Here is a 15,881-nt window from a genome sequence, read left to right as displayed (position 1 = left end):
GATCATATGAACAAGTCATTTAGACGTGCAATGTCCACATTGCTTATCGTCATGGTTTTGCTCGCTGCTGGCACGTCACAGCTGGCACCGACAGCTCAAGCAGCGGTTCCAACGCTTGATAATATTCGGGTTGCGTTGTTTGTAAATCTACCAGGAAAATATACTAGTCTGACTAAGACTGCGACACTGAGCTCAAGCAGTGCGATGAATTTATCGGTAACAGCTTCTAAGCAAACGACGCAGTGGCTAAGCTTTCCTGAGAATGATCAGCTTAGACTCGCAATGAATGATTATAAAGTAAAGGTTGTTGAAGCTACACAGTTTAATCAAGCGAAGCAGGTATACGATGCTGTTAAAGCAGCGGGAGGCTCACCGTTTTTAATTTCGCTTAGTAAAAAAAATACCGCCACCTATCAAGTATTAGAAGGTGGGTATAGTGCGCATAGTGAAGCGACTACTGCACTCAACAAATGGAAAGGTAATGCAACAATATCAAAGGCTGCAGGAACGAGTATGATCGTAGCAGGTCCTCACTCGCTTAGCAGTGGCAGCTATGCAACAAAATCCGAAGCACTCAAAGCAGCCGCAAGCTTTGGTGCACAGGGGCTAGATACAGCAGTCGGCATGAAGCTTAACAGCTCAGGTAAGCTGGAGTTTACCGTGCTCGTAGGCTTGGCAGGTACTGAAGCTGAGCTTGAGCTCGTAAAGACAGCTGCTTCAAAGGTGTCTAGCAAGCTAAGCACAGTAAAAGGTAACGAGGATATGCTTGTAATGCGTGTCGATCACAGTGTTGACGGCGCAGCGAACAGCTCCGATGAGCTCTACCTTTATAATCCTGGAATGGTTGTTTCCGTAAAAGCAGAAGCGAATGGTTATGTCTCTTTAGCCGAGCGGAGTGAGCGCAGCTATCGCGGAACGATCGAAGCGGGAGCACTCAACAATCAAATGTACATCGTTAATGAGCTGCCATTAGAGCAATATTTATATTCTGTTGTCGCTATTGAAATGTTCCCATCTTGGCCGATTGAAGCATTAAAGGCTCAAGCGGTGGCTGCTAGAACGTATGCACTGTACGGAGGGAATGGCTTTACGGTTGCCCACGTTGTCGATACAACGACAAGTCAAGCATATTATGGCGTACATTCAGAGCATCAGAATACAACTGCAGCAGTCGATGCTACTAAGGGCGAAGTGCTGATGTACAATGGAAGACTGGTTGAAACGCTATTCAGCTCAAGTGCTGGTGGAAGAACCGCTGATGCGAAAGAGATATGGGGTAATGAAGTAGCTTACCTAAAATCTGTAGTAAGTCCCGATGCGATATCCGAGGCAGGACTACACAACTGGTATCGTGTCGTCCTGCCAAACGGCAAGGTAGGCTATATCCGTGAGGATCTTGTAAAGGATACAGGAATGAAGAATGCGGCGGGCAAGCCGATATTGCATTCCAATACGGATGGTACCAATATTCGCCGCAACCCGTTAATTCAGAGCAATGTTACACCAATCGAGGTCATTAACAGCGGCGTACAGCTTGTCGCACTTGAAAAAATTATACAGTCTAATGCAATGACCTGGCGCAGAGGACCATATACAAGCGAGGAAATGCTAAAGGCGATAGGTGCAAAGCTATCGATTACGTCTCCGATTACAACGATGGAAGTTACGAAGAAGGGCCCATCGGGCAGAGCTACGGAGGTAAGCGTCAATGGTAAACCGCTAGCCGTAGCCAAGCCCGTTGATTTACGCGGTGTGCTTGGTGTAGATGGCTCGCTTCAAAGCACGTATTTTTCCATTGAACAAACGGGACAGGTTGTCGTACTCGGTGCGAGCAGCAACAAAAGAACGAAGCAGGATGGCGCCTCTGGTTTGCAGGTGCTTGGTGCTAATGGTCAATCTTCTAAGGCTAGCTCTGACTACTTGTTTGTACTAGATGGAAAAGGCAATGTTCGGGCAGCGACAGCTGAAGCAGGCTTCCAGTTTGATGGTACGGGTAATGGTCACGGCGTAGGTCTATCCCAATATGGAGCCTACGGCTTAGCTAAGGAAGGGTATGACTATCAGTATATTCTGAAATACTATTATGCAGGATCAACAATTGCTAAGGACTGAGTAAACGATGAATGTAGATTTATTTGATTTTGAGCTTCCAGAGGAGCTTATAGCGCAAACACCTCTAGCGGAAAGAACGGCTTCAAGATTGCTCATGCTTAACAAGCAATCGGGAGCAATTGAGCACGGAGCGTTTATAGATTTATCGAGCAAGCTGCATGCGGGCGATGTCCTTGTGTTGAACGATACACGAGTTATTCCAGCAAGGCTGTTAGGAATGAAGCAGGATACTGGTGCGAAAATTGAGCTGCTGCTGTTAAAGCAGCTTGAGGATGATCGTTGGGAAGTATTGGCCAAGCCTGCAAAGCGGATGAAAATTGGTACAGTTGTAGATTTTGGCGACAACGGATCTGGCGAGCCGTTACTTCGGGCAACAGTAGAAGAGGAAGGGGAGATGGGAGCGCGAATCGTTCGATTTTCCTATGAAGGTATTTTTAACGAGCTGCTAGATCAGCTTGGAGAAATGCCGCTTCCTCCATATATTAAAGAAAGATTAGATGAGAAGGAACGTTATCAAACGGTATATTCGAAGCATGAAGGCTCAGCTGCTGCGCCTACGGCAGGCTTGCATTTCACAGAAGCATTTTTGGCAGAGCTTGAGGCTAAAGGTGTGGAGCTGGCCTATATCACGCTGCATGTTGGCTTAGGTACGTTTCGCCCGATGTCCTCTGAAACAGTAGAAGAGCATGAGATGCATGCGGAATATTATGAGATTAGTGAAGAAACGGCAAAAATTTTGCAACGAGCTCGAGATGAAGAACGTAGAATAATAGCTGTGGGCACCACTTCAGCACGCACATTAGAAACAATTGGGCAGCGCTTTGGCGATGAACCACTTCAATCATGCAATGGCTGGACGTCGATTTTTATTTATCCAGGCTATACCTTCCAGCTTGTTAGTGGACTGCTGACAAACTTTCATCTTCCCAAGTCAACGCTAGTTATGCTTGTCAGCGCACTTGCTGGCCGTGAGCATATTATGCAAGCTTATGAAGAAGCTATTGGGAAGAAGTATCGATTCTTCAGCTTTGGAGATGCAATGTTTATATATTAAAAGATAGGACGAGTGAACAACTTGGCGATAAAATACGAATTTATTAAACAATGTAAGCAATCAGGGGCACGTCTTGGTAGAGTCCATACTCCACACGGCATCATTGAAACACCAACCTTCATGCCAGTAGGAACACAAGCTACGGTGAAAACAATGAGCCCTGAGGAGCTTAAATCGATGGATGCGCAAATCATCCTCAGCAATACGTATCATTTGTTTTTGCGACCAGGGCATGAAATTGTAAAAAAGGCAGGCGGCTTGCATAAGTTTATGAATTGGGATCGTCCAATTCTAACTGACAGTGGCGGCTTTCAAGTGTTTAGCTTAAGCGATCGTCGTAAAATTACCGAAGAAGGCGTACAATTCAGCTCGCATTTAAGTGGCGAAAAATTGTTCTTAAGCCCTGAGAAAGCTATGGAAATTCAAAATGCACTTGGACCTGACATTATGATGGCTTTCGATGAATGTCCACCATACCCTGCGACCTATGAGTATGTAAAACAATCGACAGAGCGTACATCACGCTGGGCTGAGCGTTGTCTAGCGTCGCACCAGCGTAAACATGATCAAGCATTGTTCGCAATTGTACAGGGCGGCATGTATGAGGATCTTCGTGTACAGAGCGCAAAAGATTTGACTTCCATGGATTTCCCGGGTTATGCTATAGGTGGACTAAGTGTCGGAGAACCTAAGCATCTGATGTATGAGGTGCTTGATTATACAGTTCCACATTTACCTACGGATAAGCCTCGTTACCTCATGGGTGTAGGATCACCTGATGCGTTAATCGAAGGCTCAATACGTGGTATCGATATGTTCGATTGTGTTCTGCCTACTCGTATTGCACGAAATGGGACAACGATGACAAGCGAAGGAAGACTCGTTGTTCGTAATGCCAAATTCGCTGAGGATTTCGGACCATTAGATCCTAATTGCGATTGCTATACTTGTAAGAATTACTCTAGAGCATATATTCGTCACCTACTTAAAGCAGATGAAACGTTTGGCATTCGTCTAACGACCTATCATAATCTGCATTTTCTCGTGAATTTAATGAAAAACGTGCGTGAAGCCATTATGAACGATAGCTTGCTTGATTTTAGAGATCAATTCTTTGAACAATATGGCTTGCACGATAATGATAAAGGATTCTAACGTTGAAAGGGGTGATAACAAATGTCAATCTATCTAGCTGATGCAACGCAAACACAAAGTATTTGGGGATTATTACTTCCTTTCGTGCTTATGTTTGTTGTATTTTACTTCCTACTTATTCGTCCTCAACAAAAGAAGCAAAAGCAGCGTACTCAAATGCTACATCAATTGAAAAAGGGCGATAAGATCGTAACGATCGGTGGCCTTCATGGAACAATCGTTGAGCTTACTGATGATACTGCTGTTGTTCGTGTAAACGATACAGTTAAGCTTACGTTTGACCGCAGTGCGATCAGCACTGTATCTCAATCTGCACCATCTGCGGAATAGGCTACATAGCTTTTATAGCAATGAAAATGTCCCAATAGCGACACGGATTCATGTCGTCTATTGGGACATTTTTATTTACGCAAATTAACACCAATCATGCCGCCGAAAGCTCCTGCTGCTAGCACAGATAACAGTAATGTAAAGCTGTGAAGGCTGAGTGATACGTCTGTTGCGAGGAAGCTTACAATGATAATAATAAGTCCATACAAAATTCCTAAGCTGCTGCCATAGTACCAACCTTTAGAGCTAGCTCGCTTACCCGCACTAAAGCCTCCAACAAAAGAAGCTAAGCTATGTACAATAAAAGCCATCATCCCCAGATTGCTTTCCTTCACTGATGTAAAATGCAGTAACAATGAGAGCAGCAGTGCACCGGCGGCGAGCCAAATAAGCGCGAATGTAATTCCTGCCAGAATTGGCATCGCCATTAGCTTGCGAGTACCTGTATTCATGATAACCCTCCTTAATGTATTATAATTTACCTTATGGTCAACCCACTGGAATTAGTACAAGTTGTCAATACAATATTTCTTTTTGTTAATTCCCATATAATACGTGACTCTAATCTGTATGAACCGTTACTCATGCGGTCACAATACCTCATACGTTAGTTAGAGAGGAAGTAGGTTCATGGATTGGATTGGACTATCATGGCGAACGTTATTGATGTACGTCATCGTATTCATTGTGCTGCGCCTCATGGGCAAACGTGAAATAGGTAAGCTGTCCGTATTTGATCTCGTAATTTCTGTTATGATTGCTGAATTAGCCGTCATCGAGATCGAAGATCCGGATAGTCAGTTAACGCATGGACTAATCCCCATCGCGATATTGTTAGTGGTTCAGTTCGTTACTGCATTTATGTCCTTAAAGAGCCGCAAGCTGCGTTTATTTCTTGATGGCAAGCCATCAGTGATTATGGCTCAAGGACAGATTTATAAGGATGAGCTGAAGAAGCAACGATATAATTTGGATGATCTGATGACTCAATTACGTGAACAAGGGATTGCTTCCATTGATGATGTTGAGTTCGCAATATTAGAAACGAGCGGAAAACTATCTGTTATTCCTAAGCCTAGTCAGCAGCAGGAAGATGCTAATGCTGAGCAAGCTAGTGATCAGAATGAACAGAATAATGAACAACAGGCACAGCAACCATCAACAAACGAGAGCACCATACCACAAGGCTTTCGCTATGAGACCTTACCGATACCACTCATCATGGACGGTAAAGTACAGGACAATAACCTTGAGAAGCTAAAGAAAACAAGATTTTGGCTTAAAAATGTTATTCAAGAAAAAGGTGCTACACAGTTCAAAGAGGTGCTGCTCTGCACGATTGATCACAAAAATCGCATCTACATCGATATTGAGAAAAAGGATCATTAATGCACGTTAAACCATTTACCAATGTAAGGGATACGTGTTAAATCATCTCGATCTATAATTTTCATTAAAAACATGAAATATACGTAAAGAATCATCGTCGTTGCACATGCAATCAGCAGACTAAGCCATTCTGGTTGAGCTGACAGCAGCGACTTTACATAATGTGCAAACGCCCCTGCGATAACAATCGCTGCTCCTACCTTTACAAAATCAAGTATATTCATTTGAAAGCCGACAAACCGTTTCACGCTAAACGCATGGAGGACGGTAACGAGTACAGTGTTAACTGCAATCGCAATCAGCGCTCCAAGAATACCAAGTGCCGGATTAGATGCTAGAATAATGATCAGACTGATTTTTACCACAGCACCAATAAAGGTGTTTCCTAACGCTACACCAGGCTTCTCTAACGCTTGCAGCGTTGCCTGAAGCGGAGCCTGTAGATAAATAAATATACCGATAGGAGCTATTAGCTGAAGCATAGGAGCATATTCTCTATGCGCATAGAGCAGCTCACAAATCGGTTCGGCAAACAAAAACATAATAATGGTAAACGGTGCTCCTGCTACGAGTGAGATGCGCATCGATTGATGAAGACGTTTATGAATGAGACTGTTTTGTTTTTGTGCAGCTGCCTCGGATAAGGACGGTACGAGTGACACTGCTAAGGAATAGGTCAATGCTGTTGGCAGTAGAATAAGCGGCATAATCATCCCCTGCAAAGCTCCATACTGTGCGGTAGCTAAGCTTGTAATAATGCCAGCTGCTGCAAGGCTTCTCGCTGTAAAGATGGATTCTAACAAATAGCTGACTGAGCCTACAAGTCTGCTGCCTGTTACAGGAATAGATAGGGAGAGCAGCTTACGAAGTATCGACGAATCCTTTGTTTCTATAGTCTTTGTTATTTCCGTCTTTACTTCCACAGAAGTCGTATTCACTAATGCGGAGAGCTTGCGTTTGCGCTCTCGGTAATAACAGAACAGCATCGTAAGCAAGGATGCCACTTCCCCAATAACGACCCCCATCATTGCACCAGCAGCTCCCCATTGCAAGCCGTAAGGCAAAAGCATATAGGAGAGCACTAAAGAGAAGATGATGCGAATGAGTGTTTCGATCGTCTGTGAAACTGCACTTGGAATCATATTCTGCTTACCTTGGAAGTATCCTCGATAAACTGCACTAACACCAATAATAACGAGTAGTGGTGTCATGACTAAAAAGGACTGATAAACTCGCGGCTCAGGTATAATGTACTTAATGATAAGCGGTGCAAAAAAAAGCATAAAGCTTGTTAGCGCCAGGGCAATCGACACACTTAGCACCATAGCTGTTCTGAAAATTCGTTTCACTCTGGCCGTGTCACCGACTGACTCTGCTTCTGCAATCCATTTTGCGATAGCTAAAGGGATGCCGCCTGTAATGAAGGTTAATAAAACAATAAGAAACGGATAGCTAAGCTGATAAATCCCTACTCCTTCAGCACCGATAATACGTGGCAATGTAATTCTTGGAATAAAACCTAAGATACGATTTATAATTCCTGCCAGCAATAAAATCATGGCACCCTTGATAAAGCTTTGCTTTGTCATTACTTACACCTCTCTTAATAAGCCTGTACATTCCATCCTATGCTTGTCATCCTCCATTCCATGTCAAAATTGATAAGCATCAGCAGGAAATATGTTATAATTAGCGAATATATAGGTTGAGCTATGCTCCCTAAGCTTAGAGGAGGTGAAGCGATTGACCAGCATCGAGTGGGATTCAGTCATTGAAGAGCTTTGCAACAGTAAGGCGGAGGAATTTAGGCTGATTGGATATGATCATGTTGAAGCATCCGAGATATGGCGCTGCGTCAGTGCGAAGTATGCTAAGCAGGGCAAGCCGGAGCTCCATCAATTAGTGAGTGATATATTGTCTTTGAAACCAACACAATTTATGAATTTTCTCATGCTAAGTGCATATAAGGGAGACTCTTTCTAATTGTCGGAAGGAGTTTCTTTTTTTGACGTGAAATTACTCGATCTGTATAATGGGAATATTGAGATTTTAAGGGGGATAACTAAAGTATGGTAATGAAAAGATTGCTAGCCTTTTCCGTTGTGGTTGTAGTACTGTTTGGCGCAATCATATGGACAAGCCCTTCAATACTAAAAGAAGTAAAATTAGGATTGGATCTTAAGGGTGGCTTTGAAGTGCTGTATGAAGCCTCACCTTATGATGAAGGTGGAGTAGTAACACCAGAAAGTCTAAAGCAAACAGCAAAAGCATTAGAAAAACGGATTGATGAATCTGGTGTAGCTGAGCCAGAGATTTTACCAGAAGGATCGAATCGTATTCGTGTACGCTTACCTGGCGTAGAGAATGAAGAAGAAATTCGCGAGATGCTTGCTAAGCCTATTAACTTAACGTTTAGAGCACCAGACGGAACGATTATGCTTGATGGAAGAGACTTTAAGGAAAATAGTGCGGGTGTAGCTTATGATAACTTTAATCGCCCTATTGTTACGATTGAATTAAAGGATGGTAATAAGTTATATGATGTGACCAGTGCATTGGTAGGACAAAAATTAGCGATTTATTTGGATGAGGAAATGATATCTGATCCTGTTGTTAATTATCCAATTTCTGGAACATCTGCACAAATATCTCTAGGTGACGCAAAGGTTGCAGAAGCTGAATATTTGCGTGATCTCATTAATATGGGCTCATTGCCGCTTAAGCTGACGGAGAAATATACGCAAAGTGTTGGGGCGAAGCTAGGTCTTGACTCCATGAAGGATACGGTAACTGCAGGCGTAATTGGCTCAGTTATTGTACTAGTATTCATGATGCTAGTGTTCCGTATTCCAGGCTTTGTTGCATCGATTTCTATTATTACTTACGCTTGGCTCCTAATTCTCGTTCATAACTGGCTTAATGCCACTCTGACATTGCCAGGTATTGCTGCTTTTGTTCTTGGTGTCGGGATGTCTGTGGATGCGAACATTATTACGGCAGAACGAATTAAAGAAGAAATTCGCAGCGGAAAGAGCATGATTTCAAGCTTGAAGGCAGGCTCCAAAAACTCATTCCGTACTATTATGGACGCCAACATTACAAGTATTATTGCAAGTATTGCACTATATGTCATCGGAGACGGTGCAATTAAAGGCTTTGCACTTACGATGATCTTCAGTATTATTGTCAGCGTCATAACTAATATTTATTTATCACGCTTCCTGCTGTCTATGCTCGTACAGAGTAATGCTTTTATGAAGCCAAAATTTTACGGCGTAAAGGAGGAAGATGTTCGTGCGCTTTGATACAAAAATACGCTATGACTTTGTGAAAAATCGTAAGAAGTTTTTTACCTTTTCTATTGCGCTTACGATAATTGGAATATTGTCGCTACTGCTTTTCCAGCTTAATCTCGGTATTGACTTTAAATCAGGAACGACAATGGACACCGTGACAGAGCAACCGGTTAAGCAGCAAGAAGTAATCTCCGTACTCAATGAACTTGGCTACAGTGAAGTGCCAACGGTAGGCGGCACGAACAATGATCGTATCTCGGTACGATTTGGGGATGAGCTTACCAATGAACAAACTAGAGAAATTCAAACGGCTTTCAAAGCTTCATTCGGAGAAGGGGCTTCATTCGAGGTTAACGTCGTCTCTGCGGAATTAGCTCGTGAGCTGGCTGTGAAAACGATTTGGGCGATTCTCGCTGCTTCGATACTCATTATGCTATATGTGATGGTTCGCTTCGAATGGCGTTTTGCAGTTTCTGCGAATATAGCGATTCTATACGACTGCTTTGTCGTTGTAGCATTATTTTCGATTTTCAGGCTTGAAGTTGATCTACCGTTTATAGCAGCTGTATTAACGACGCTTGGTTATTCGATTAATGATAAAATCGTTATTTTTGACCGTATTCGTGAAAATTTACGATTTAATCCAACGAGAAATGAGAAGCAACTTACTGAGCTTGTTAATGCGAGTATCTGGCAAACGATGGCACGTAACCTTTACACTGTATTAACTGTATTTATCGTGACTCTATTTATCTTCTTGTTCGGAAGTGAGTCCATCCGATTGTTCTCACTAGCTATGCTGATTGGTCTTATTAGCGGTGCATATTCTACTCTTTGTATTGCAAGCCCATTATGGTTTGAATTTAAAAAGAGAGAGAAAAAGAAAAAAACGACAGGCGGTAACGCTAGACCTACCGATCAACCTATCGTCTAAGCTTGAAGCTATACAACGTAAAATAAATAAAAACTGGCTATGGTCACGTATGAATAACCATAGCCAGTTTTTTGTGACGAGAACATCGTCATGATTGACTTTGAATATTGCAGTTTTTTTTCGAGGCTATGCTATAATAAGTTATTGTAACGTTCATAACGATTGAATCGGCATTATATGTTTAGGAGGCTATTATGTCTACTGATGTTGACAAGGGAAAGGGTCTGCTGCAGCGTCTTATTCAACGTGTCTTTAATAAGCAAATCGGTCCAAATGAACAAGGACGCTTAGAGAACAGTGAAGACATTAAAAACGTTGTGCTGCGCATGATGGGTGTTATTGCAGTTGAATCATGCGAAGCTCGAGAGCAGGGTCACTATGTGATAGCTACGTTAACGATTAATGTTAACCCGAAAATAACAGTACAGGAAGGGTATGAAATTGCACAGCGAGTTCGCTGGCTGCTGATGCATCGCTTCACTCATTTAAGTGATGCTGTCATTCATGTGAAGCCTTTCACGCCTGAATATCCTTACAAAAGCAATGAATCTAGCTCCTCGGAGGAGATTTCTACAATATTACAATAGCTGCAACTTGGTGGTGAAATAGAAAGGGCTGTCGATATGGTAAACCGAAGAAATCGCTGGCAGCTTGCATCATGGTCTGACGAATTTGAGCAATTAGCCAAACGATTAAGCAAACAGCTTAGCATTCCGACTCTCGTGACGAAGCTTCTTATTCAGAGAGGCTACCGTGATGAAGCAAGCATTGAAGCATTCCTATACGGAACAACAGCGTCATTGCATGATCCGTTTCAGCTAGCGGATATGGAAAAAGCGGTGAAGCGTATTATGCTGGCACTAGAGCGAAATGAGAAAGTAAGAATTTATGGAGATTATGATGCGGATGGTGTATCAAGCACAACGTTGCTTTGCTACACCTTTGATCGGTTAGGTCTACAATATGATTACTATATTCCACATCGAATGTTAGAAGGCTATGGAATGAACCGCGCAGCGATTGATAAGGCTAAGCAAGAAGGTGTGGAATTAATTGTAACGGTCGATACTGGTATTAGTGCTTATGATGAAGTAAATTATGCCGCATCTCTAGGGATTGATGTTGTTGTGACTGACCATCATGAGCCGCCAGAACAGCTGCCGCAAGCCTATGCCGTAGTCAATCCTAAGCAGGAGCATTGTCCGTATCCTTTTAAAGGCCTTGCAGGTGTAGGTGTAGCCTTTAAGCTGGCAACTGCATTACTTGATAAGCCGCCAATGGAATGGAGCGGTGTCGTCGCTTTAGGCACCATCGCAGATTTGATGCCGTTAGAGGATGAAAATCGAATTCTTGTTTCTTATGGACTTGCAGAGCTGCGCAAGGGTGAGCATATAGGGTTTAATGCTCTCGCAGAAGCAAGCGGAGCACAGATAGAGGAGCTAACGGCTACTAAGGTAGGCTTTGGTCTTGCGCCTAGAATCAATGCTGCAGGACGACTCGATCACGCGAGTATCGCTGTTCAGCTTCTTACGTCTATGGATAAGAAGAAGGCTGAACAAATTGCTGCTCAGCTTGATGCCTTGAACAAAGAGCGACAGGAAATTGTTGAGGAAATGGTCGTCGAAGCAGAAGAGCAATGGCAAAGAAAAAAACAATTAGCGTTAGAGCATAATGAGCAGGAGCCTAGTGTTATCGTGGTTGCACAGACAGGCTGGAATGTAGGTGTAATCGGTATCGTCGCATCTAAGCTGCTTGAACGTTATTATAAGCCAGTGCTCGTGTTCGGAATTGATGGGGAGACAAAAACAGCAAAAGGCTCTGCGCGTTCGATTGAAGGTTTCGATTTGCACGCAGCGTTAAGCGAGTGTGAAGAGCTATTGCTACATTACGGCGGTCATCAGGCTGCGGCAGGGATGACTGTGGCGGTTGAAGCGTTAGAGCAGCTAGAGCAGAAGCTAAGCGGGTTAGCAAACCAGTGGCTGTCAGAGGAGGATTGGATTCCAAAGCTGACGATTGACTTATCATGTAAGCTGTCCGATGTCACACTAGATACAATCTCGCAGCTATCCTTGCTTGAGCCTTTCGGCATGAGTAACCCTTCTCCTCGTGTGCTCATTAAAGGTGCAGCAATTAGTGAGCGAAAGGCGATAGGCAAAGAAGGAAAGCATCTTAAGCTACAGCTAAAGGATCACGGAAGCAGCCTCGATGTTATTGGTTTTGGTAAGGGCGAGTACGAACGACTTCTTCATCCGTATGATCGCGTTGAAGTGGTTGGCGAGCTTAATATAAATGAGTGGAATTCGATACGAAAACCACAATTGCAATTATATGATCTTCATGTCGAAAAAGATCGATTAAAAGTATTCCCTTCGCGAGAACAATTTGGTATTATTTATCAGTACATTCGTAAACAGGGCTCCATGCACCAAAGTGAACTAGTCAAGCAATTGTGCAAGATTAGTGGACTAGGGCAAGCAGAAATCGAATTAATCATTGATGTATTCGAAGAACTAAACTTTATCGTTCGTAAAGCTTCTCATATAACAGCTGTCTCAAAACCACAAAAGCGAGAGCTGACGAGCTCTACACGGTACCATCTAGCATGGCAAGATTTTGAAGCGAATTAAGAAAGGATTGAATCTGTTGACATATTCAACTATAAATTTTAAAGACTACATCCGTGTTATCGAGGATTTCCCAACTCCTGGTATTTCCTTCAAAGATATTACGACGCTACTGCAGGATGGGCAAGCTTATAAGGCAGCCATTCATGCGCTGCGTAACAAAGTGGAGCATTACAATATTGACGTTATTGCAGGACCAGAGGCTCGCGGATTTGTCATCGGCGCACCGCTTGCTCTAGAGCTCGGCGTCGGATTTGTTCCTGTAAGAAAGAGCGGGAAGCTGCCAAGTGAAACGATTAGCGCTAGCTATTCACTTGAATACGGTACGGATCAGCTTGCTATGCACAAGGACGCTATTAAACCTGGCCAACGGGTTCTAATTGCTGATGATTTGTTGGCAACTGGCGGTACGATTGCTACCGTTGTAGATCTTGTGAAGCAATTAGGTGGAGAGGTTGTCGGTGCGGCTTTTCTCATTGAGCTTGAAGAGCTGCAAGGAAGAAAGAAATTTGAAGGCATTGAGGTTCAATCACTTGTAACATACTAGCACCGGCAAAGGGTAGACCGATTAAAGCCTGTACTTTGAAATATTCATTGTACAGGCTTTCGCGGTCTGTTTTTTTACCACATTGACACCATTAAGCTAATACATTCATTAAATATAACAAGTCTCGATAGTGGATTTCTCAATCGAGCGTTGACGTAGGATGCTCGTAGAAGGCATAATAATGAGATAATAACTTTTGAGCTCGGAGAACGAGGAATGTCTAGCTTGGAAAGGGAAAACGATCATGGGCATTGAACAATTAATTGATAAAGCATCCGTTTATATGAAAGAGCAAGATCTCATGCTTATTAGAGAAGCCTATGATTTTGCTGAACAAGCTCATAAAGGACAGGTACGAAAATCAGGTGAGCCTTATATTCTTCATCCGCTTGCCGTAGCTGATATTGTACTTGATATGCACTTGGATGTGCTATCTATCGTTACTGCGCTGCTGCATGATGTGGTTGAGGATACAAAGGTAGATTTGCAAACCATTCGTGAGAAGTTTGGCGAAACGTGTGCCATGCTTGTTGATGGTTTGACGAAGCTGGAAAAGATTCGTTTCCAGTCACGTGAAGAGCAACAAAACGAAAACTACCGTAAAATGTTTGTAGCAATGGCTCAGGATATTCGTGTCATTATTATTAAGCTAGCTGACCGCTTGCATAATATGCGAACATTAAAATACCAATCAGAGGAGTCACAGCGACGTATCGCTTACGAAACGCTGGAGATTTTCTGTCCCATTGCGCACCGTCTAGGTATTTCTGCGATCAAATGGGAAATGGAAGATATTGCTCTTCGTTATCTTAATCCACAGCAATACTATCGAATTGCTAATTTAATGAAGAAAAAACGGGCTGAGCGAGAGGCGTTTATTGATGATGTAATTAATATGATTCGCGAGAAGCTTGCTGAAATGGGTATCGAGGGTGATATCTCGGGCCGACCAAAGCACTTGTATAGCGTTTATCAAAAAATGACAACTCGAAACAAACAGTTCAGCGAAATCTATGACTTATTAGCGATTCGCGTAATCGTGGATAATATTAAAGATTGCTATGCAACATTAGGGATTATCCATACACTTTGGAAGCCAATGCCAGGACGGTTCAAGGACTATATTGCGATGCCAAAGCCTAATATGTACCAGAGCTTGCACACTACAGTGATCGGGCCGAATGGCGAGCCGACAGAGGTGCAGATTCGTACGTGGGAAATGCACCGCACGAGCGAATACGGGATTGCTGCACACTGGGCTTACAAGGAAGGTAATCTCGTCCCAGATGGGACCTTTGGTGACAAAATGACGTGGTTCCGTGAAATTTTGGAGCTGCAGCAGGAAACGAAGGATGCGGCAGAATTTATGGAGTCATTGAAGATGGACTTCTTCTCTGACTTAGTGTTTGTATTTACGCCTAGCGGTGAGGTGATCGAACTTCCTGCTGGATCTGTGCCACTCGATTTCGCGTACCGCATTCATACGGAGGTTGGTAATCGCACGATTGGTGCAAAGGTGAATGGTAGAATTGTACCTCTAGATCATAAGCTGAAAACAGGCGATATAGTAGAAATATTAACATCGAAGCATTCTTATGGTCCAAGCTCGGATTGGTTGAAGATCGCTCAATCCTCTCATGCGAGAAGTAAAATTAAGCAATGGTTTAAGAAAGAGAAACGAGAAGAAAATGTTGCGAAGGGCAAGGATCTTATAGAACGAGAGCTTAAGAGACTTGGCTTAGAGCCGTATGTTTGGATGACAGACGAGAAGATGCAGGAGGCTGCAACTAAATTCACCTTCAATGATATCGAAGATATGCTCGCTGCTATTGGCTTCCAGGGGATAACAGCAGCTCAAATCGTTACGAAGCTGACGGAAAAGCTACGCCGTGAGCAAGAGGAAGCGAGTCAAATTGAGCTGACGAACGAAGTAACAGCAATTAAGAGCAGCTCGGCACCGAAGCATAGTAAAAATAACAATAACGGTATTCGAGTGAAGGGCGTAGATAATTTACTTGTTCGATTTGCACGATGCTGTAACCCTGTTCCAGGAGATTTAATCATCGGCTACATTACGCGTGGTCGTGGTGTTTCAGTTCATCGCATGGATTGTCAGAATATTCCGTTTGGTACCGATCATGAAGAGGTGGATCGTGTTATTGAAGTGGAATGGGTGGAATCGATAAGCGCGAATTATAGCGTCGATATTGAGGTTACAGGCAGTGATCGCCGTGGACTGTTGAATGAAGTACTGCAAGCAGTGTCTGAGACAAAAACCAATATCAGTGCAGTGTCTGGACGTACCGCCAAAAACAAAATGGCGATCATTCATATGACAGTGCTTATTAACAATACGGAACATTTGACGAGCGTAGTAGAAAAGATAAAGCGTATTAAAGATATATATTCCGTTCAGCGCATTATGCAGTAGAGGAGTTTT

At 43.1% G+C, this 15,881-nt stretch carries 14 protein-coding genes; 12 read left to right on the top strand and 2 right to left on the bottom strand.

The genetic code is table 11. The features are described from left to right. Positions 1-6: 6 nt before the first annotated feature. Genes M3180_RS03635 through yajC form a run of 4 tightly spaced genes read left to right on the top strand, consistent with a single transcriptional unit; the run spans position 7 to position 4,651 of the window. Positions 7-2,112, top strand: coding sequence for a SpoIID/LytB domain-containing protein (locus M3180_RS03635; protein WP_251665884.1), 2,106 nt, complete (start codon positions 7-9; stop codon positions 2,110-2,112). A 7-nt stretch (positions 2,113-2,119) separates the two neighbouring features. Then, a complete protein-coding gene (gene queA / locus M3180_RS03630) occupies positions 2,120-3,166 on the top strand; it encodes a tRNA preQ1(34) S-adenosylmethionine ribosyltransferase-isomerase QueA (protein ID WP_251665883.1) in 1,047 nt (348 codons plus the stop codon). A gap of 21 nt (positions 3,167-3,187) precedes the next feature. Then, the gene (tgt, locus tag M3180_RS03625; protein ID WP_251665881.1) at positions 3,188-4,321 is read left to right on the top strand and encodes a tRNA guanosine(34) transglycosylase Tgt; all 1,134 of its coding nucleotides are present in this window, start codon (positions 3,188-3,190) and stop codon (positions 4,319-4,321) included. 21 nt (positions 4,322-4,342) lie between these two features. Continuing rightward, positions 4,343-4,651: a preprotein translocase subunit YajC gene (yajC, locus tag M3180_RS03620; RefSeq protein ID WP_251665879.1), complete on the top strand. Its 309-nt coding sequence runs from the start codon at positions 4,343-4,345 to the stop codon at positions 4,649-4,651. A 71-nt stretch (positions 4,652-4,722) separates the two neighbouring features. On the opposite strand, the gene M3180_RS03615 is transcribed toward yajC, so the two are convergent. Continuing rightward, positions 4,723-5,103, bottom strand: a complete 381-nt coding sequence (locus M3180_RS03615) for a TIGR04086 family membrane protein (protein WP_251665878.1) — start codon at positions 5,101-5,103, stop codon at positions 4,723-4,725. A gap of 178 nt (positions 5,104-5,281) precedes the next feature. Here M3180_RS03615 and M3180_RS03610 point away from each other — a divergent pair, with 178 nt between their 5' ends. Beyond that, complete coding sequence (locus tag M3180_RS03610; RefSeq protein WP_251665876.1) at positions 5,282-6,040, top strand: YetF domain-containing protein; 759 nt, start codon at positions 5,282-5,284, stop codon at positions 6,038-6,040. Here the strand turns inward: M3180_RS03610 and spoVB are convergent. Further along, on the bottom strand, positions 6,037-7,629 hold the full coding sequence (spoVB, locus tag M3180_RS03605; protein ID WP_251665874.1) for a stage V sporulation protein B: 1,593 nt from the start codon (positions 7,627-7,629) through the stop codon (positions 6,037-6,039). The genes M3180_RS03610 and spoVB overlap by 4 nt on opposite strands. A gap of 154 nt (positions 7,630-7,783) precedes the next feature. On the opposite strand from spoVB, the gene M3180_RS03600 reads away from it, so the two are divergent. The 7 genes from M3180_RS03600 (at position 7,784) to M3180_RS03570 (ending at position 15,872) form a co-directional block, all read left to right on the top strand. Beyond that, complete coding sequence (locus M3180_RS03600) at positions 7,784-8,023, top strand: post-transcriptional regulator (protein WP_285855561.1); 240 nt, start codon at positions 7,784-7,786, stop codon at positions 8,021-8,023. Positions 8,024-8,109: 86 nt separating this feature from the next. Continuing rightward, positions 8,110-9,345, top strand: a complete 1,236-nt coding sequence (gene secD, locus M3180_RS03595; protein ID WP_251665872.1) for a protein translocase subunit SecD — start codon at positions 8,110-8,112, stop codon at positions 9,343-9,345. Beyond that, positions 9,335-10,270, top strand: coding sequence for a protein translocase subunit SecF (gene secF, locus M3180_RS03590; RefSeq protein ID WP_251665870.1), 936 nt, complete (start codon positions 9,335-9,337; stop codon positions 10,268-10,270). Before secD ends, secF begins: the two co-directional genes overlap by 11 nt. A gap of 194 nt (positions 10,271-10,464) precedes the next feature. After that, entirely contained in the window at positions 10,465-10,857 is a 393-nt protein-coding gene (locus tag M3180_RS03585; protein ID WP_251665869.1) for a cation transporter dimerization domain-containing protein, read from the top strand. A gap of 36 nt (positions 10,858-10,893) precedes the next feature. Continuing rightward, on the top strand, positions 10,894-12,897 hold the full coding sequence (gene recJ / locus M3180_RS03580) for a single-stranded-DNA-specific exonuclease RecJ (RefSeq protein WP_251665868.1): 2,004 nt from the start codon (positions 10,894-10,896) through the stop codon (positions 12,895-12,897). A gap of 31 nt (positions 12,898-12,928) precedes the next feature. After that, entirely contained in the window at positions 12,929-13,441 is a 513-nt protein-coding gene (locus M3180_RS03575; protein ID WP_251666351.1) for an adenine phosphoribosyltransferase, read from the top strand. Between the two features lie 244 nt (positions 13,442-13,685). Then, positions 13,686-15,872 carry a RelA/SpoT family protein gene (locus M3180_RS03570; RefSeq protein ID WP_251665867.1) on the top strand — a complete coding sequence of 729 codons (2,187 nt, stop codon included), beginning with the start codon at positions 13,686-13,688 and terminating at the stop codon, positions 15,870-15,872. Positions 15,873-15,881: the final 9 nt, after the last annotated feature.

It is taken from the genome of Paenibacillus camelliae (assembly GCF_023715345.1).
In the GTDB taxonomy this organism is placed as follows: domain Bacteria; phylum Bacillota; class Bacilli; order Paenibacillales; family Paenibacillaceae; genus Pristimantibacillus; species Pristimantibacillus camelliae.
This window is presented reverse-complemented; position numbering and strand designations above follow the sequence as displayed.